The sequence below is a fragment of the Rhodococcus sp. NPDC003322 genome (assembly GCF_053589555.1).
The window spans coordinates 824,053-842,131 of record NZ_JBSFSC010000003.1; the positions used below are offsets into that span (position 1 = coordinate 824,053).

Sequence of the window (18,079 nt, forward strand, 5' to 3'; positions counted from 1 at the left end):
GCCCGGCTCGGTGCGCAACGGGCGGGTAGATTCCGGCTGGACGGCACGAGCCATCCGAGTGCGGAGGGTGCGATGAGCGAAGACGGGGACGCGGGCGTCCCGGAGACGCCGGAACCGGCCGCGCCGAAGCGGGCCGAGGACGAGGGGCGCAGGGCGAACATCCGCTGGCTGCGACTGGCCATCGTGTACGTGCTGCTCGCGATCGCCGCCTACCAGATGTCGGGTTGGCTCTTCCACAACCTGCGCGGCTTCCTCGGCCTGCTGTTCCTGGCCTGGCTCGCGAGCGTCACCATCGAGCCGGTCGTCGACTGGTTCGAACGCAGAGGGCTGCGGCGCGGCGCGGGTACCGGCATCGTGATGGTCGCGCTGATCCTGTTCGCCATCGGATTCGTCGCGGTCTTCGGTGCCCTGCTCGCCGAGCAGCTCGCCCAGCTGCTGACCGCGCTGCCGGACGCGCTGTCCAGGGTGACCGAGTGGGCCAACCGAACCTTCGGCACCGACTTCGCCACCGGCAAGGATCTGATCAAGATCACCCCGGAGACGATCAAGGACCTCGCGCAGAAGTACACGCCCAGCGTGCTCGGGGTGGTGTCGTCTCTGGTCGGGGTCGTCTTCCAGGGCCTGACGCTGCTGATGTTCGTCTTCTACATGTCGGCGGAGGGTCCGCAGCTGCGGCGGACGATCTCGCGGTGGTTCCCGGCGCGGCAGCAGGAGATCATCTCCACGGTGTGGGGGATCTCGGTCGACAAGGCGGGCGGGTACGTGGTGTCCCGGCTGATCCTGGCCGCCGTCAGCGCCTTCGCCACCGGGATCTTCCTGATGGTGATCGGGGTACCGTACTGGCTGCCGCTGGCGATCTGGACCGGTGTGGTCTCGCAGTTCATCCCGACCCTCGGCACCTACCTGGCGATCGCGCTGCCGGCGATCATCGCTGCGGCACAGCAGCCGATGGACGGTGTGTGGGTGGTCGTGTTCGGCACCGCCTACCAGCAGGTGGAGAACTACCTGTTGCACCCGCGGATCACGTCCAAGACGGTCTCGATCCACCCGGCGGTGGCGTTCGGGTCCGTCATCGTCGGCGCCTCCCTGTTCGGCGCGGTGGGCGCGCTGGTGTCCGTGCCGGTCGTCGCGGTCATCCAGGCGATCGTCGAAACCTACGGTCGCCGTTACGAACTCGTGCACGAGCAGCACGCCGAACCGGAGGCGCCGCCACCCGGATGACGCGACGGCCACCACCGGCGAGCGTCGGTGGCGGCCGTCTGCGAAGTGCGTCGGAGATCAGCTTCCCAGTGCCGCCGGGTTGTCCAGGTCACGGGCCGCGTAGGTGTTGCAGTCCGCGACCTTGCCGGTCTTGTAGCCGGTGAGGAACCACTTCTGCCGCTGCTCGGCGGAACCGTGCGTCCAGCCCTCCGGGTTGACCCGGCCGGTCGCGGCCTTCTGGATGCGATCGTCACCGACCGACGATGCCGCGGAGAGGGCGTCCTTGATGTCGGACTGCGACAGCGGCTTCAGGAACGGGGCACCGCCGTCGGGGCCGGGCTGGTTGTCCGCGTAGTGCGCCCAGATGCCGGCGTAGCAGTCGGCCTGCAGCTCGGTGCGCACGGCACCGGACTCCGGACCCTGCGGGTCCGTCTGCGCACGCCCGATGTCCCCGAGCTGGTTCTGGATGTGGTGGCCCACCTCGTGCGCGACCACATACTCCTGGGCGAGCGGGCCGCCGGAGGACCCGTACTGGTCGACGAGCAGCTGGAAGAAGCTGGTGTCGAAGTAGGCGGTGGTGTCCGCGGGGCAGTAGAAGGGGCCGACCTCGCTGGTGGCGGTGCCGCAGCCGGTGTTCACGGCACCGGAGAACAGCATGACGCCCGGCTCGACGTAGCGGGTGCCGGTCTGGGCCTCGAGCTGCTGACCCCACACCGAGTCCAGGCTGGCTGCGGTGAACGCGACCCGGCAGTTCACGTCCCGGTTCGCGTCGGCGCCGGTTTCGCAGTTCTGCAGGGTGTCGACCGCGCCGGTGCCGAGCTGCGAGCTGTCGGTGGCGCCCGAGAGGTTGCCGAGCAGTGTGCCCGGGTTGCCGCCGAGCAGGAGAGCGAGGACCAGAACCACGAGGCCACCCAGGCCGCCGCCGAGCGCGAACTTGCCGCCCCGGCCGCCGCCACCACCGCCTCCTCCGACCTGGACCCGGCCCGAGTCGATCCGTGTGCCCTCGTTGAAGGTCATTGCCTGCCACCCTTTGCTGTCGCATTACTCGATGACGTATCAGCTTGGCACGCTTGGCGTCGTTCGCGATGCTCCGGTGCATTGTGTCTTCGCATCCGCACCTCCGTAGGATCACAGGACAAGAAGTCCCAGATCCTGTGTGACTGGAAGTGTGAAAGGAACCCCGTGCTGCGCACCCATCTCGCCGGCTCGTTGCGAGCCGAGCAGGCCGACCAGACCGTCACCCTCACCGGCTGGGTTGCGCGGCGACGCGACCACGGCGGCGTCATCTTCATCGACCTGCGTGACGCGTCGGGTGTCTCCCAGGTGGTCTTCCGCAGCGAGGACGTCCTCGAGCAGGCACACAAGCTGCGCGCCGAGTACTGCGTGAAGGTCACCGGTGTCGTCGAGGTCCGACCCGAGGGCAACCAGAACTTCGAGATCCCCACCGGCGCGATCGAGGTCAACGCAACCCACCTCGAGGTGCTCGGCGAGAGTGCGCCGCTGCCGTTCCAGCTCGACGACAACCCCGGCGAGGAAGCGCGGCTCAAGTACCGCTACCTGGACCTGCGCCGCGAGGGACCGGCGCACGCGATCCGGCTGCGGTCCAAGGTCAATGCCGCCGCGCGCGAGGTGCTCGCACACCACCAGTTCGTCGAGGTCGAGACCCCGACCATGACCCGTTCGACCCCGGAGGGCGCGCGCGACTTCCTCGTGCCCGCGCGCCTGCAGCCGGGCAACTTCTACGCGCTCCCGCAGTCGCCGCAGCTGTTCAAGCAGCTGCTGATGGTCGGCGGCATCGAGCGGTACTACCAGATCGCCCGCTGCTACCGCGACGAGGACTTCCGCGCCGATCGGCAGCCGGAGTTCACCCAGCTCGACATCGAGATGAGCTTCGTGACGCAGGAGGACGTGATCCTCCTCGCCGAGGAGATCCTGGCCAACCTGTGGAAGCTGATCGGGCACGAGATCACCACCCCGATCCGGCGGATGACGTACGCCGACGCGATGCGTCTCTATGGCTCCGACAAGCCCGACCTGCGGTTCGGTGTGGAGCTCGTCGAGTGCAAGGAGTTCTTCAAGGACACCACCTTCCGGGTGTTCCAGGCCGAGTACGTCGGTGCGGTCGTCATGCCCGGCGGTGCGAGCCAGCCGCGGCGTCAGCTCGACGCCTGGCAGGAGTGGGCCAAGCAGCGTGGCGCCAAGGGCCTCGCCTACGTGCTCGTCGGCGAGGACGGCGAGCTCACCGGCCCGGTCGCGAAGAACCTCACCGACACCGAGCGCGCAGGTCTGACCGACCACGTCGGCGCGAAGCCCGGCGACTGCATCTTCTTCGCCGCCGGCACCACCAAGTCGTCTCGTGCCCTGCTCGGCGCCGCCCGTGGCGAGATCGCCCGCAAGCAGGACCTGATCGACCCGAACGAGTGGGCCTTCGTGTGGATCGTCGACGCGCCGCTGTTCGAGCCGACCTCGGACGCGGTCGCCGGCGGCGACGTCGCGCTCGGCTACAGCGCGTGGACCGCGGTACACCACGCGTTCACCTCTCCGAAGCCGGAGTCGATGCACACCTTCGACACCGATCCGGGTTCGGCGCTCGCCTACGCCTACGACATCGTCTGCAACGGCAACGAGATCGGCGGCGGCTCGATCCGTATCCACCGCAAGGACGTCCAGGAGCGCGTCTTCAAGGTGATGGGCATCTCGCACGAGGAGGCGGAGGAGAAGTTCGGCTTCCTGCTCGACGCCTTCGCGTTCGGTGCGCCGCCGCACGGCGGCATCGCGTTCGGCTGGGACCGGATCACCGCGCTGCTCGCCGGCATGGACTCCATCCGCGAGGTGATCGCGTTCCCGAAGTCCGGTGGCGGTGTCGACCCGCTCACCGAGGCACCCGCGCCGATCACCGAACTGCAGCGCAAGGAGTCGGGCATCGACTTCAAGCCGGAGCCCGAAGAGGCCTGACCTCCCGCTCCCGAGCCGGCCGTGACCGTTTCGCAACAAAGCGTACGGACCGGTCCGTTCCTGCTGGTCGGCTCGGGAGCAATGCGGTAACGGGTGTCATCGACATCGACGAGTGCACCCACGGTGTCACTTCGGACGGGTAGGTTGTGTGTCGCTATGACCGCACTCTTGGCTGATCCAGTTTCAGAAGTGGTTGCCGCGGCCGAACGGCTGCTCGAGCGCCGGACCGGCGCACCGGTGACCCTCGTCGATCCCGTCGATCTCGGGGGAAGCGGCCGCACCGTCGTGCTGCGCGTCCGGTGCGCCGCGAACCCGTTCTCGCTGCCCCGAACCCTGGTGATCAAGCAGGTTCGGGAGCTCTCCGAGGTCGCGCACGCGCGCAGCGTCGCCGTATACCCGCATGGCACGTTCGGCTCTGCCGAAGGCGCCACGGCCGGTCCCGGTGACGAGGTGCGCGGCGAGGTCGCCGACACCGCCTTCCTGCGCGAAGCGGTGTCGTACCAGTTCGCGACCGCGCTGGCGACCGACACCCGGCCCGGTCCGTCGCTGATCGCCTACGACCTGTCCGCCCGCCTGCTGATCCTCACCGACCTCGGGGACGCCACCCCACTCGCGCGGCTGCTCGTGCGGCAGGACGAGTCCGTTGTGACCAACTCGCTGATGGCCCTCGCCCAGTCGATGGGCCGGATGCACGCCGCGACCGTCGGGCGGGAGGAGGACTTCACCGCGCTGCTGCGCCGATCGGGTGTCGCGCAGCTCGGCAACGCCGTCTCCGGCCAGGTCACGTCCACCGTTCCCAAGCTGCCCGGCATGCTGGACCGCGATCTCGGCGTCGGTGTGGCACCCGAGGTCTTCGAGATCGCGCAGCGGGCGACCGCCCTGTTCGACGGCGGCCGGCACCGCGCGTTCAGCCCGTCCGACCTGTGCCCGGACAACATCATCGTCAACGACGAAGGCGTGCGGTTCCTCGACTACGAGTGGGGCGGATTCCGGGATGCCACCCTCGACCTCGCGTACGCGCTGATCTCGTTCCCCGGCTGCCTGTGCAGCTTCGAACTGTCCACCCAGAGGTCGCTGGCGATGATCGAGGCATGGCGAGCCGAGGTCGTCGGAATGTGGCCGCAGCTCGCCGACGACCGCACCCTCTACTCCCGGCTCCTCGAGGCTCAGCTGGTGTGGGTGTGGCTGTCGACCTACTGGTTCCTGCCCGAGGACCACACCCGCATCGCCGCGGTCCGCGAGCACCAGCTGTCGGCGCCGCGGTCGAAGGCGCTGACCGCGCGGTGGCGGGCACTCGGCGAGTTCGCCGAGCACGCCCAGGTGGCCGCGGTCGCCGACCACGCCCACGACGTTGCAGAACGGCTCGTGGACGTCTGGACCTGAGGCCCGACGTTGGTCGCCGGCTCACCTGGGCCGGCGACCCCGTCCGTTCTTCAGCCGGACCGGCCGGTCAGGGCAGCGGCGTCGTCGGGGAGAGTCGCTGGGTGCCGTCGGCGACCGCCAGGCTGGCGCCGACCCGGGCGGTCGCGCCGGGATCGACCGGGTCCGACAGGAAATACCAGTCCATCTGGGCGCGCCTGCTGTCCACATCGAAGATTCCGTAGCCGTGCGAGTCCAGCTCCACGTAACGCAGGTGCCGATTCGTCGCCTGCAGTGCGGCCTCGACGGCCGGTGACGCGGTCCGTGGCGGCACGCCGAGTGTGTCGTCGATGTTCGGTGACGTCACCGACGGCACCACGAACTCGGTGCCGACGGTGAGGCCGGTGGGCCAGGCCGCCGCATCGACGGGGAGTTCCGCGGCCCACGACGAGTGGATGTCCCCGGTCAGGAAGACGGTGTTCGGTACCGCGCCCGCGGCGAGCGCGTCGAACAGCCGACGCCGGTCGGCGGTGTACCCGTCCCACTGGTCGGCGTTGTACGGCAGTCCGGCGCTCGGCAGCCCGACCGCGTCGGTCAGGGCCTCGGTCGTGCGAACATCCAACGGCGGCAACAGGACCGGTGCGATCATCACCGGATTGCCGACCAGCCGCCAGTGCGCCGGGGACGTCGTCAGCCCGGACGTGAGCCAGTCCAGCTGAGTGCGGCCGGTGATGCTGCGGTCGGGGGAGTCGACGGCCGCCGACGTGGCGGGCACCTGCTCGTCGCGGTCGCTGCGCAGATCCAGCATCGACAGTTCCGCGAGCCGGCCGAACCGGAAGCGCCGGTACAGCGGCTGATCGGTGCGGATCACACGGACCGGCATCCATTCCAGGTAGGCGCGCTTGCCCGCGGCGTAACGGCTCGCCCAGTTCCCCTCGGTCGCGGGCGTGTGGTTCTCGGCGCCACCCACCCAGGCGTTGTCCGCGGTCTCGTGATCGTCCCAGGTGGCGATGAACGGCAGCCGGGCGTGCAGCGCCTGCAGGTCCGGGTCGGTCTTGTACTGCGCGTGCCGGATCCGGTAGTCCGCGAGCGAGACGATCTCGTGCGGCGGATCGTGCGGTCGCACCGATCCGCCGCGGGCGCCGTACTCGCCGCGGCCGTATTCGTAGATGTAGTCGCCGAGATGCACGATCGCGTCGAGGTCGTCGCGGGCGGCGAGATGGCGGTACGCCGAGAAGTACCCGGCCTCCCAGTTGGAACACGACACCACACCGAACCGGAGCCGGGCGACGTCGGCGTCGACGTGCGGAGCGGTCCGGGTGCGGCCGGTCGCGGACCGCGTCCCGTCGGGCGCGGTGAACCGGTAGTGGTAACCCGTCGCCGGCGCCAGCCCCGTGACGTCCACCTTCACGGTGTGGTCGGCGTCCGGGGACGCGGTCACGGTGCCCGTCCGGACCACGGAGGTGAACCCGGGATCGGCGGCGACCTCCCAGCGCACCGGCACCGGCACCCCCGCGCCCGATCCAGGCACGGCCTCCGGGGACGGGGTGATCCGGGTCCAGACGATCACCCGGTCGGGCAGCGGATCCCCGGAGGCGATCCCGTGCGCGAACGCGGGGACCGGGGCCGCGGCCGCCGTCCGGCCCGACAGCAGTGCTGCGCCGGCGGCGAGGGTCGAGCCGCGCAGCAGTGTGCGCCGGGTGAACAGGGGTGTGTCGTTGGCGGGCATCCCTGGATGACAGCCGAAGCTGGACGGTTGTTCAATCGCTGACGGCGGTTCCGATCGGGTGTTCACGCACTGTTCCGACAGCGGTCGCCCACCGGTCGCCGACCGCGCCCAGCCGGGTAGGTTCGAGCCCGTGAGCGATTGGCTGGGACCGTCCGACAGCGCGGCCGAGGAGAGCGGCCTGTTCGAGGCGCCGGGCGCCGACCGGGAACCGGCCGCGGGCGCAGGCGGCGTCACCGGCGGGCTCGCACCGACCCGGCCCGACGCGCCTCTGGCGGTCCGGATGCGCCCCGAGACGCTCGGGGAGGTGCTCGGCCAGGATCATCTCCTCGGCCCCGGCGCGCCGCTGCGCCGTCTCGTCGAGGGGTCGGGTGCGGCGTCGGTGATGCTGTACGGCCCGCCCGGCACCGGCAAGACCACCCTCGCGTCGCTGATCTCCCGGGCAACCGGGCGCCGGTTCGAGGCGCTGTCGGCGCTGTCCGCCGGCGTCAAGGACGTCCGCGCCGTCATCGACCTCGCCCGGCGCCGGCTCACGGCAGGGGAGCAGACCGTCCTGTTCATCGACGAGGTGCACCGTTTCTCCAAGACCCAGCAGGACGCGCTGCTCGCGGCCGTGGAGAACCGGATCGTGCTGCTGGTCGCCGCAACCACCGAGAACCCGTCGTTCTCCGTCGTCTCGCCGCTGCTGTCGCGGTCCCTGGTGTTGCAGCTGAAGTCGCTGACCGAGGGCGACATCCGGCAACTGCTCGACCGGGCGGTGACCGACCCGCGGGGACTCGGCGGCGCGGTCACGCTGACCGAGGAGGCCACCGATCACCTGGTCCGGCTGGCGGGCGGTGATGCGCGGCGGGCGCTGACCGCGTTGGAGGCCGCGTCCGGGACGGTCCTAGATCGTGGCGACGCGGTGGTCGACCTGGAGGCGGTCGAGGCCAGCGTCGACAAGGCCGCAGTCCGCTACGACCGCGACGGGGACCAGCACTACGACGTCACCAGTGCGTTCATCAAGTCGCTGCGCGGCTCCGACGTGGACGCCGCGCTGCACTACCTGGCGCGGATGATCGTCGCAGGCGAGGACCCGAGGTTCATTGCCCGCCGCCTGATGATCCACGCCAGCGAGGACGTCGGCATGGCCGATCCGACCGCGTTGCAGACCGCGACCGCGGCCGCGCAGGTCGTGCAGCTCGTCGGGATGCCGGAGGCGCAGCTCGCGCTGGCGCAGGCCACCATCCACATCGCGACCGCCCCGAAGTCCGGCGCCGTGACCGCGGCCCTCGGCGCCGCGATGGCCGACATCCGGGCGGGCAAGGCCGGGACGGTGCCGCCGCACCTGCGCGACGGCCACTATGCCGGGGCGCAGAAACTCGGCAACGCGATCGGCTACAAGTACCCGCACGACACCACCGACGGCGTGCTCGCGCAGCAGTACCCGCCGGACGAACTCGTCGGCGTCGACTACTACGAGCCGACCACCCACGGCGCCGAACGCGAGATCGGCGCGCGGGTCGGCAAGCTGCGGCGGATCGTGCGCGGCTGACGCCTCCGGTGCGTGATCTTCACCCCACCGAGTGTGCAGATCACGTCCGGTGCGCGGCTGCGCAGAAGAACTCGAATGACGCTGACGTTAAGCTTGTGAAGGGTCGATTTGCCGTACCCGGCGACATCGACGACAGATTCAGTAGACACGCGAAGGGCAACCAGGTGCAGACCCACGAGATCCGCAGGCGATTCCTCGACCACTTCGTCAAGGCGGGTCACACCGAGGTGGCCAGCGCCTCGCTGATCTTCGACGACCCCAACCTGCTGTTCGTCAACGCGGGCATGGTGCAGTTCAAGCCGTTCTTCCTCGGCCAGCAGACCCCGGCCTACTCCACCGCCACCAGCGTCCAGAAGTGCGTGCGCACCGGCGACATCGAGAACGTCGGCGTCACCACCCGCCACAACACCTTCTTCCAGATGGCCGGCAACTTCAGCTTCGGCGACTACTTCAAGCGCGGGGCCATCAAGCACGCGTGGTCGCTGCTGACCGACTCCCAGGACGACGGCGGCTACGGCTTCGACCCCGAACGCCTCTGGGTCACCGTCTACCTCGACGACGACGAGGCCCGCGACATCTGGCGCGACGAGATCGGCATCCCCGAGGAGCGCATCCAGCGCCGGGGCATGGCCGACAACTACTGGTCGATGGGCGTCCCCGGCCCGTGCGGCCCGTGCTCGGAGATCTACTACGACCGCGGTCCCGAGTACGGCGCCGAGGGCGGGCCCGAGGCCGACGAGGACCGCTACCTCGAGATCTGGAACCTCGTGTTCATGCAGAACGAGCGTGGCGAGGGCAGCGGCAAGGACAGCTTCGAGATCCTCGGGCCGCTGCCGAAGCAGAACATCGACACCGGCATGGGTGTCGAGCGGGTTGCGTTCCTGCTGCAGGGCGTCGACAACGTCTACGAGACCGACCTGGTGCGACCGGTCATCACCAAGGCGGAGGAGCTGACCGGTCGCACCTACGGCAGCGACCACGACGCCGATGTCCGATTCCGGGTCATCGCCGACCACGCCCGCACCGCGGTGATGCTCATCGCGGACGGCGTCAACCCCGGCAACGAGGGCCGCGAATACGTGCTCCGCCGGCTGCTGCGCCGCATCATCCGCTCCGCGAAGCTCCTCGGTGCCGACAAGCCGAGCATGGGCGAGTTCGTCACCGTCGTCCGCGACACCATGGCGCCGTCCTACCCGGTCCTCGAGTCCGACTTCGAGCGGATCCTCGCCGTCGCGGTCGGCGAGGAGACCGCGTTCCTGCGCACCCTGGCGTCCGGTTCGAGGATGTTCGAGGCCGAGGCCGACGACGTCAAGGCCGCAGGAAAGAAGGTCTTCGGTGGCAACGAGGCGTTCGTCCTGCACGACACCTACGGATTCCCGATCGACCTGACCCTCGAGATGGCGGCCGAGGCCGGCCTGTCCGTCGACGAGGACGGCTTCCGCTCGCTGATGGCCGAGCAGCGCAAGCGGGCCAAGGAGGACGCGCAGGCCCGCAAGCATGCGCACGCCGACCTGAGCATCTACAAGGAATTCGTCGACCGAGGCGAGACCGAATTCACCGGCTTCGTCGAACTGACCACGGAAGCAACGGTTCTCGCGCTGATCTCCGGCGGCGTCCGGGTGCCCACCGCGACCGCCGGGCAGGAGGTCGAGGTCATCCTCGACCGCACCCCGCTCTACGCCGAGTCGGGCGGCCAGATCGCCGACATCGGCACCATCACCGCGCCCGGCCTCAAGGTCCGGGTCCGGGACGTGCAGAAGATCGCCAAGAAGGTGTGGGTGCACAGGGTCACCGTCGAGGAGGGCCAGATCACCGAGGGCGACGCGATCCTCGCGCAGGTCGACCCGTCCTGGCGGTCCGGCGCCACCCAGGGCCACTCCGGCACGCACATGGTGCACGCGGCACTGCGGCAGGTCCTCGGCCCGAACACCACGCAGAAGGGTTCGCTGAACAAGCCCGGGTACCTGCGATTCGACTTCGCGTGGCAGAACCAGCTGTCGGCGCAGCAACTCGCCGACATCGAGGCCGTCGCCAACGAGGCCGTCGCCGCAAACCACACCGTCAACACGTTCGTCACCGACCTGCAGAAGGCCAAGTCGATGGGCGCGATGGCACTGTTCGGCGAGAACTACGGCGACGAGGTCCGCGTCGTCGAGATCGGTGGACCGTTCTCGATGGAGCTGTGCGGTGGCACCCACGTGCAGTCGTCCGCACAGATCGGCCAGATCACGCTGCTCGGCGAGTCGTCCGTCGGCTCCGGGGCGCGGCGCGTCGAGGCCTTCGTCGGCCTCGACTCGTACCGCTACCTGGCCAAGGAACGCGCGCTGCTCGCGGGCGTCGCGACCGCGCTGAAGGTGCCCTCCGAGGAGGTGCCCGGCCGCGTCGAGCAGCTCGTCGAGCGGCTCAAGGTCGCCGAGAAGGAACTCGAGGCCACCAAGGCGGCCGCGGTACTCGCCTCGGCGGCCGGGTTCGTGGAGAAGGCCGAGCGGATCGGGGGCCTGCTCCTGGTCGCCGAGCAGGCGCCCGACGGTGTCTCCGGCGGCGACCTGCGCACCCTCGTCACCGACATCCGCGGTCGCTTCGGCACCGAACCGGCCGTGGTCGTGCTTCTCGGCGCCACCGACGGCAAGGTGCCGTTCGTCGTCAGCGCCAACAAGGCCGCGCAGGACCTCGGCATCAAGTCCGGTGAACTGGTCGGTGCGTTCGGCCCGCTGATCGGCGGCCGCGGCGGCGGCAAGCCGGAGATGGCCCAGGGGGCGGGCGCCGACGCGTCCGGCATCCCCGCCGCGCTCGCCGCGGTCCGGACCCGCGTCGCCGAGCTCGCCGGGTGACCGATGCGCAAGGACCGGGTGCCTCCGAGCCCGGTCGTGCCGACCAGCCCGGCGTCGACGACCCCGGCCGGGGCAGGCGGATCGCCATCGACGTGGGGAGTGTCCGGATCGGGGTCGCGGCGAGCGACCCCGACGGCATCCTCGCCACGCCGGTGGAGACCGTGCCGCGGGCCAAGAGCAGGGCGGATACCAGCGATCTGGCGCGCCTCGTCGCGATAGTCGAGGAATACGAGGCGGTCGAGGTTATCGTCGGTCTGCCGCAAACCCTGCGAGGGGAGCGCGGCGCCGCCGCCGGTCTGGCCCTGCAATTCGCCGACCGGCTCCGGGACCGGATCGCTCCGGTCCCGGTCCGGATGACCGACGAGCGCTTCACGACGGTCACCGCGTCGCGAGCCCTGCGCGAGAGTGGGGTCAAGGCCAAGGGTCAGCGGTCGGTGATCGACCAGGCTGCGGCCGTCGCGATCCTCCAGGGGTGGCTCGATCAGCGAAGCGCGGTGCTGCGTACGGCGCAGACCGAGGATTTTTCGACGGAGGACCACGAGTGACCGACGAGCACCGGCAGTATGTGAGCCGTGCAGACGCCCGCCGAGCCCGTGAGGCCGCGGCCTCCCGCCGCAAACGCGGGCGGAGGGCGACCGTCGTCGCCGCGGCAGTGGTCGGGGTGGCCGCCGTCGCCGGCGCCGGATACGTCGCGAAGGGGCTGCTCGGGGGGCCCGACCTGCCCGCCGACTACGCCGACGGCGAGGCCGGACCGGAGGTGGTCGTCGAGGTCCGCTCCGGTGACACCGCCACCGAGATCGGTGCTCAGATGGCTGAGAAGGACGTGGTGGCAAGTAGTTCCGCGTTCTACAACGCGGCCGTGAAGAACGCGTCGATGAACTCGCTGCAGCCGGGCTTCTACCATGTCGAGTCCAAGCTGCCTGCGGCCCAGGCGGTCAGCGCGCTGGTCGACCCGTCCTCGCGGGTCGGGTCGCTGGTGATCTCCGAGGGTCGGCAGCTGCACGACACCCGGGACGTCAAGACCGGCGCCACCAAACGTGGCATCTACACCCTGATCTCCGAGGCCAGCTGCCTGCCGTCCGCGTCCGGCGCGCTCCAGTGCGTCAGCGTCGCCGACCTCGACGCGGCAGGCGCGGGCGTCGACCTGAGCGCACTCGGCGTCCCCGACTGGGCACTGGCGCAGGTGCGTGGCGTTCCGGATCGCAACCGCCAGCTGGAGGGCCTGATCGCGGCCGGCAGCTGGGACTTCGACCCCGGCGCGACACCCACCGAGATCCTGCGCGGACTGGTCAGCGGAAGCGCCGCCAAGTACGAGGCGACGGGCATCACCACCGCAGGCACGAACGTCGGGCTGAACCCGTACCAGGTGCTGATCGCCGCGTCGCTGGTCGAACGGGAGTCGCTGCCCGCCGACTTCGGGAAGGTGGCCCGGGTGATCGTCAACCGGCTCGCCGTGCCGCAGCGGCTGGAGTTCGACTCGACCGTCAACTACGCGCTCGACACCACCGAACTCGCCACCACCGACGTCGACCGGGCCACCGTCACGCCGTGGAACACGTACGCCAAGGACGGGCTGCCCGCCACCCCGATCTCCTCGCCTTCCATCGCGGCGGTGCAGGCGGTCGAGACCGCCCCGGCGGGGGACTGGCTGTACTTCGTCACCATCGACGACAAGGGCACCACCCTGTTCACGAAGAGCTACACCGAGCATCTCGAGAACAGCAAGAAGGCAGTCGAAAGCGGGATCCTGAGCAGTGGGCGTTGACAATTCGGGCGTGACCGGACCGCGCAGGGCAGCGGTCCTCGGCAAGCCGATCGAGCACTCCCGGTCCCCGCAACTGCACCTCGCCGCGTATCGGGCGCTCGGGCTGACCGACTGGACGTACGACCGCATCGAGTGCACCGGCGAGCAACTGCCCGCGCTCGTCGACGGTCTCGGACCGGAGTGGGTCGGCCTGTCGGTGACGATGCCCGGCAAGCTCGCCGCGCTCGCATACGCGACCGAACGCACCGAGCGGGCCGTGCAGGTCGGCTCGGCCAACACCCTGGTCCGGATCGACGGTGGCTGGCGTGCCGACTGCACCGACGTCGACGGTGTCGCCGGCGCGCTCGCCGAGGTCGGCGTCGTCGACCTGAGCGGGTCGAGCGCCGTGGTCATCGGCGCCGGCGGTACCTCCCGTCCCGCGCTGCGTGCGCTCGCCGACCTCGGGGCCGTCGAGGTCACCGTCGTCGCGCGGTCCGCCGACCGGGCCGGCGAAACTCTCGACTGCGCGCGGGCGGTGGGACTGCGGGCCCGCCACCAGAGCTTCGACGAGTCGGCCATGGCCGACGTGTGCCGGGATGCAGCCGTCGCGGTCAGTACGGTCCCGGCCGCCGCCGTGGCCCCGTACGCCGCGGCGGTCGCGCACGCCCCGGTCGTGTTCGATGCGATCTACGACCCGTGGCCCACACCGCTCGCATCCGCCGTCCAGGCGGCGGGCGGCACCGTCGTCGACGGCCTGCGGATGCTGCTCAACCAGGCGTTCGGTCAGGTCGAACAGTTCACCGGACGGCCGGCGCCGAGAGAGGCGATGGCCGCGGTACTGCCGCCGCTTTCATCCACAGGCGGCGCGTAACCCCAGGTCGCGTCCGGGGTGCCGGCGCCGACGCATGGCACGCTGCCGTCATGGGGGACATCGGGGGATTCCTGCTGCTCGCCGCGTGGTGCGGGTGGCTCAGCGTGATCGATCTGCGGAGGCGTCGGCTGCCGAACCTGCTGACGCTGCCGGGTTCGGTGGTGATGTTCGCGGTCGCGGCGGCCACCGGCCACCTGCGTCCGGCGCTGGTCGGGGCCGCGTTGCTGGCCGGCGGCTACCTGCTCGTGCACCTGGTCGCGCCCGCGGCGATGGGCGGCGGCGACGTCAAACTCGCGGTCGGTCTCGGCGCGGTGACCGGCGTCGCCGGGGCGCGGGTGTGGCTCGCGGCCGCGGTCGGGGCGCTGATTCTGACGGCGGCCGCCGGTGTCGTCCTGCGAATCGGCGGCAGCCGCGCGGCGAGCCTGCCTCACGGGCCGTCCATGTGCCTGGCGACGCTCGTCTCGTTGTCTCTGTGACCGGTGTGCATTGCAGTGGTTGCCGCGTGGAATGATGGTCGGCGTGCTGCGCTGGATAACTGCCGGAGAATCCCACGGACCCGCCCTCGTCGCGATGCTCGACGGAATGGTCGCCGGGGTCGAGGTCACCTCGGACGAGATCGCCACCCAACTTGCCCGCCGCCGCCTCGGATACGGCCGCGGCGCCCGCATGAGCTTCGAGAAGGACGTCGTCACCATGGTCGGCGGCGTCCGGCACGGCCGCACCATGGGCGGTCCTGTTGCGATCGAGATCGCCAACAGCGAGTGGCCCAAGTGGGAAACCGTGATGGCCTCCGACCCGGTCGACGAGGCACTGCTCAAGGACCTGGCCCGCAATGCGCCGCTGACCCGCCCGCGGCCCGGGCACGCCGACTTCTCCGGCATGCTCAAGTACGGCTTCGACGACGCGCGGCCGGTGCTCGAACGCGCCAGCGCCCGTGAGACCGCGGCCCGGGTCGCCGCAGGCACCGTGGCCCGCAACTTCCTCCGCCAGGTCTTCGGCGTCGAGGTCGTCTCGCACGTCATCTCGATCGGCGCGTCCGAGCCCTACGTCGGTCCCGGACCGCAGGCCGCCGATCTCGAGAGCGTCGACGCCAGCCCGGTCCGAGCATTCGACAAGGCGGCCGAGGCCGCGATGATCGCGGAGATCGAGGCGGCCAAGAAGGACGGCGACACCCTCGGCGGCGTCGTCGAGGTGATCGTCGAGGGACTGCCCGTCGGACTCGGATCGTTCATCAGCGGCGAGAACCGTCTCGACTCGCGACTTGCCGCCGCGCTCATGGGAATTCAGGCCATCAAGGGTGTCGAGGTCGGCGACGGCTTCGAGACCGCGCGCCGCCGTGGCAGCGCCGCCCACGACGAGATGCGGCCCGGCCCCGACGGCGTGCTGCGCTCGACCAACCGGGCCGGGGGCCTCGAGGGCGGCATGACCAACGGCGAGGCGCTGCGGGTGCGTGCCGCGATGAAGCCGATCTCCACCGTCCCGAGGGCGCTGTCCACGGTCGACATGGCCACCGGCGAGGAAGCCGTCGCGATCCATCAGCGCAGCGACGTCTGCGCCGTGCCCGCGGCCGGTGTCGTCGCCGAGTCGATGGTCGCGCTCGTCGTCGCGCAGGCCGCGCTGGAGAAGTTCGGTGGCGACTCCGCCGCCGAGACCCAGCGCAACGTCGAGGGCTACCTCGCGGCCGTGCGGGAGCGGCTGGCGCGGTGACTCCGCGTGCGGTCCTGATCGGGCCGCCGGGGGCGGGCAAGTCCACGATCGGACGCCGCCTGGCCCGGGCGCTCGACGTGGACATCTACGACACCGACGTTGCGATCGAAAGCGAGACCGGGCGCACCATCCCGGAGATCTTCGCCGAGGACGGCGAACCGACGTTCCGGACCATCGAGGAGGATGTGGTCCGGCGCGCGCTCGAGGAGCAGGACGGCGTCGTGTCCCTGGGCGGCGGCGCGATCCTCTCGGACGCCACCCGGTCCCGGCTGGCCGGGCACACGGTCGTGTACCTGGAGATCAGCGTCGCAGAGGGGCTCAAGAGGACCGGGGCGAACACCACCCGGCCGCTGCTCAACGGCGGCGACCCGCGACAGAAGTACCGAGACCTGATGCGCCGCCGCCGACCCCTCTACCGGGAGGTCGCGACCATCCGGATGCGCACCGACGGCCGCAGCCCCGCCCGGGTGGTGCAGCAGCTGCTGGCCAAACTCGAACCACCGAAGGAAAGAGGCAGACAGTGACCGAACCCGTGCGCGTCCAGGTCGAGACGGCCAGCCCGTACCCGGTGATCATCGGGCGCGGCCTGCTCGACGACATCGTCGGTGAACTGCTCGGCACTCGCACCGTCGCGATCATCCACCAGCCGACGCTGGCGGCGACCGCGGACGTGCTCAAGGCGGCGATGAAGGACCGGGGCATCGACGCGCACAGCATCGAGATCCCCGACGCCGAGGACGGCAAGGATCTCGCGGTCGCCGGCTTCTGCTGGGAGGTGCTCGGCCGGATCGGCCTGACCCGCAGCGACGCCGTCGTCAGCCTCGGTGGCGGCGCCGCGACCGACCTCGCCGGGTTCGTCGCCGCGACCTGGATGCGCGGGGTGAAGGTCGTGCACGTGCCGACCACCCTGCTCGCGATGGTCGATGCCGCGGTCGGCGGCAAGACCGGCATCAACACCGAGGCGGGCAAGAACCTCGTCGGGTCGTTCCACGAACCGTCCGCGGTGCTGATCGACCTGGCGACGTTGGAGACGGTGCCGCGCAACGAGATCGTGGCCGGCATGGCCGAGGTGATCAAGACCGGCTTCATCGCGGACCCGGTGATCCTGGACCTGATCGAGGCCGACCCCGAGGCCGCGCTCGACCCGACCGGCGACGTGCTGCCCGAACTGATCCGCCGCTCCGTCGAGGTCAAGGCGAAGGTCGTCGCCGCGGACCTCAAGGAGTCGAACCTGCGGGAGATCCTCAACTACGGCCACACCCTCGGGCACGCGATCGAGCGTCGTGAGAAGTACCGCTGGCGCCACGGTGCCGCGGTGTCCGTCGGCCTGGTGTTCGCCGCCGAGCTCGGTCGTCTCGCCGGTCGCCTCGACGATGCCACCGCGGACCGGCACAAGACGATCCTGGAACTGATCGGCCTGCCCACCGGCTACGACGCGGACGCGTTCGCGGACCTGATGAAGGGCATGCAGACCGACAAGAAGAACCGGGCCGGGATGCTCCGGTTCGTCGTCCTCGACGGACTCGCCAAGCCGAGCCGCCTCGAGGGCCCGGATCCGACGCTGCTGGCCGCCGCCTACTCCGCGATCTCGCGCGAGCCCGGCGGAACCGCCGGTACGGTGCTGCTGTGACCATCCAGGTGGTGAACGGGCCGAACCTCGGTCGGCTCGGCAGGCGTCAGCCCGAGGTGTACGGCTCCACCACGCACGCCGACCTGGTCGCGCTGTGTGAACGCACCGCCGCCGAGCTCGGGGTCGACGTGCAGGTCCGGCAGTCCGACCACGAGGGCGAGTTGCTCGGCTGGATCCATGACGCGGCCGACGCGGGGGAGCCGGTGATCCTCAATGCCGGCGGACTGACCCACACCTCCGTCGTCCTGCGGGACGCGTGCGCGGAACTGACCGCCGGTCTGGTCGAGGTGCACATCTCGAACGTGCACGCCCGTGAGGAGTTCCGGCACCACTCGTACCTCAGCCCGATCGCGACCGCCGTCATCGTCGGGGCCGGCGTCCAGGGCTACGCCCTCGCGCTGCGATTCCTCGCCGAGCGCTGACGCGTACCAGGTTCGCGGTCTCGGCCAGGTCGTCAGGTGTGGAGGGCGCGATCACAGCCCCCTCCCGGATCGGAGCGCAGATGTCGACCGCGATGATGTC

General features: G+C 70.5%; 14 protein-coding genes and 2 pseudogenes. 13 read left to right on the forward strand and 3 right to left on the reverse strand.

Features of this window, described 5'->3' with window-relative positions:
* Positions 1-72 precede the first annotated feature (72 nt).
* Positions 73-1,221: an AI-2E family transporter gene (locus ACWDUM_RS16115; protein ID WP_450134713.1), complete on the forward strand. Its 1,149-nt coding sequence runs from the start codon at positions 73-75 to the stop codon at positions 1,219-1,221.
* 57 nt (positions 1,222-1,278) lie between these two features.
* Here ACWDUM_RS16115 and ypfJ read toward each other — a convergent pair whose 3' ends face one another.
* Positions 1,279-2,217 (reverse strand): KPN_02809 family neutral zinc metallopeptidase, encoded by a 939-nt coding sequence (gene ypfJ, locus ACWDUM_RS16120; protein WP_450134714.1) that lies wholly within the window; start codon positions 2,215-2,217, stop codon positions 1,279-1,281.
* 165 nt (positions 2,218-2,382) lie between these two features.
* Here ypfJ and aspS point away from each other — a divergent pair, with 165 nt between their 5' ends.
* Together aspS and ACWDUM_RS16130 are read left to right on the forward strand one after the other, a co-directional pair.
* Complete coding sequence (gene aspS, locus ACWDUM_RS16125) at positions 2,383-4,155, forward strand: aspartate--tRNA ligase (protein ID WP_450115002.1); 1,773 nt, start codon at positions 2,383-2,385, stop codon at positions 4,153-4,155.
* Between the two features lie 156 nt (positions 4,156-4,311).
* A complete protein-coding gene (locus ACWDUM_RS16130) occupies positions 4,312-5,538 on the forward strand; it encodes a kinase (protein ID WP_450134715.1) in 1,227 nt (408 codons plus the stop codon).
* Between the two features lie 67 nt (positions 5,539-5,605).
* Here ACWDUM_RS16130 and ACWDUM_RS16135 read toward each other — a convergent pair whose 3' ends face one another.
* Positions 5,606-7,243, reverse strand: a complete 1,638-nt coding sequence (locus tag ACWDUM_RS16135) for an alkaline phosphatase D family protein (RefSeq protein WP_450134716.1) — start codon at positions 7,241-7,243, stop codon at positions 5,606-5,608.
* A gap of 130 nt (positions 7,244-7,373) precedes the next feature.
* Between ACWDUM_RS16135 and ACWDUM_RS16140 the strand changes: the two genes are divergently transcribed.
* The 10 genes and pseudogenes from ACWDUM_RS16140 to aroQ all read left to right on the forward strand — a co-directional run bounded on the left by ACWDUM_RS16140 (position 7,374) and on the right by aroQ (position 17,979).
* Positions 7,374-8,774, forward strand: a complete 1,401-nt coding sequence (locus tag ACWDUM_RS16140) for a replication-associated recombination protein A (protein WP_450134717.1) — start codon at positions 7,374-7,376, stop codon at positions 8,772-8,774.
* Positions 8,775-8,938: 164 nt separating this feature from the next.
* Positions 8,939-11,605, forward strand: a complete 2,667-nt coding sequence (gene alaS, locus ACWDUM_RS16145) for an alanine--tRNA ligase (protein ID WP_450134764.1) — start codon at positions 8,939-8,941, stop codon at positions 11,603-11,605.
* Positions 11,602-12,150, forward strand: coding sequence for a Holliday junction resolvase RuvX (gene ruvX, locus ACWDUM_RS16150; RefSeq protein WP_450134718.1), 549 nt, complete (start codon positions 11,602-11,604; stop codon positions 12,148-12,150). Before alaS ends, ruvX begins: the two co-directional genes overlap by 4 nt.
* Positions 12,151-12,173: 23 nt before the next feature.
* Positions 12,174-13,370, forward strand: a pseudogene (locus ACWDUM_RS16155) (endolytic transglycosylase MltG); the annotation flags it as partial.
* Positions 13,371-13,380: 10 nt separating this feature from the next.
* The gene (locus ACWDUM_RS16160; protein WP_450134719.1) at positions 13,381-14,220 is read left to right on the forward strand and encodes a shikimate dehydrogenase; all 840 of its coding nucleotides are present in this window, start codon (positions 13,381-13,383) and stop codon (positions 14,218-14,220) included.
* Between the two features lie 50 nt (positions 14,221-14,270).
* A complete protein-coding gene (locus ACWDUM_RS16165) occupies positions 14,271-14,696 on the forward strand; it encodes a prepilin peptidase (RefSeq protein WP_450134720.1) in 426 nt (141 codons plus the stop codon).
* Positions 14,697-14,739: 43 nt separating this feature from the next.
* Positions 14,740-15,927, forward strand: coding sequence for a chorismate synthase (aroC, locus tag ACWDUM_RS16170; RefSeq protein ID WP_450134765.1), 1,188 nt, complete (start codon positions 14,740-14,742; stop codon positions 15,925-15,927).
* Complete coding sequence (locus ACWDUM_RS16175; protein WP_450114995.1) at positions 15,924-16,451, forward strand: shikimate kinase; 528 nt, start codon at positions 15,924-15,926, stop codon at positions 16,449-16,451. The genes aroC and ACWDUM_RS16175 overlap by 4 nt, the downstream gene beginning before the upstream one ends.
* The gene (aroB, locus tag ACWDUM_RS16180; RefSeq protein ID WP_450114994.1) at positions 16,448-17,557 is read left to right on the forward strand and encodes a 3-dehydroquinate synthase; all 1,110 of its coding nucleotides are present in this window, start codon (positions 16,448-16,450) and stop codon (positions 17,555-17,557) included. Before ACWDUM_RS16175 ends, aroB begins: the two co-directional genes overlap by 4 nt.
* Positions 17,554-17,979: a type II 3-dehydroquinate dehydratase gene (aroQ, locus tag ACWDUM_RS16185; protein WP_450114993.1), complete on the forward strand. Its 426-nt coding sequence runs from the start codon at positions 17,554-17,556 to the stop codon at positions 17,977-17,979. Before aroB ends, aroQ begins: the two co-directional genes overlap by 4 nt.
* Here aroQ and ACWDUM_RS16190 read toward each other — a convergent pair.
* Positions 17,954-18,079, reverse strand: a pseudogene (locus tag ACWDUM_RS16190) (SDR family mycofactocin-dependent oxidoreductase); the annotation flags it as partial. The gene aroQ and the pseudogene ACWDUM_RS16190 overlap by 26 nt on opposite strands.

Coding starts and splice junctions, on each gene's coding strand:
- ACWDUM_RS16115 (WP_450134713.1), top strand. CDS start 73: ATGAGCGAAGACGGGGACGCGGGCGTCCCGGAGACGCCGGAACCGGCC.
- ypfJ (WP_450134714.1), bottom strand. CDS start 2,217: ATGACCTTCAACGAGGGCACACGGATCGACTCGGGCCGGGTCCAGGTC.
- ACWDUM_RS16130 (WP_450134715.1), top strand. CDS start 4,312: ATGACCGCACTCTTGGCTGATCCAGTTTCAGAAGTGGTTGCCGCGGCC.
- ACWDUM_RS16135 (WP_450134716.1), bottom strand. CDS start 7,243: ATGCCCGCCAACGACACACCCCTGTTCACCCGGCGCACACTGCTGCGC.
- ACWDUM_RS16165 (WP_450134720.1), top strand. CDS start 14,271: ATGGGGGACATCGGGGGATTCCTGCTGCTCGCCGCGTGGTGCGGGTGG.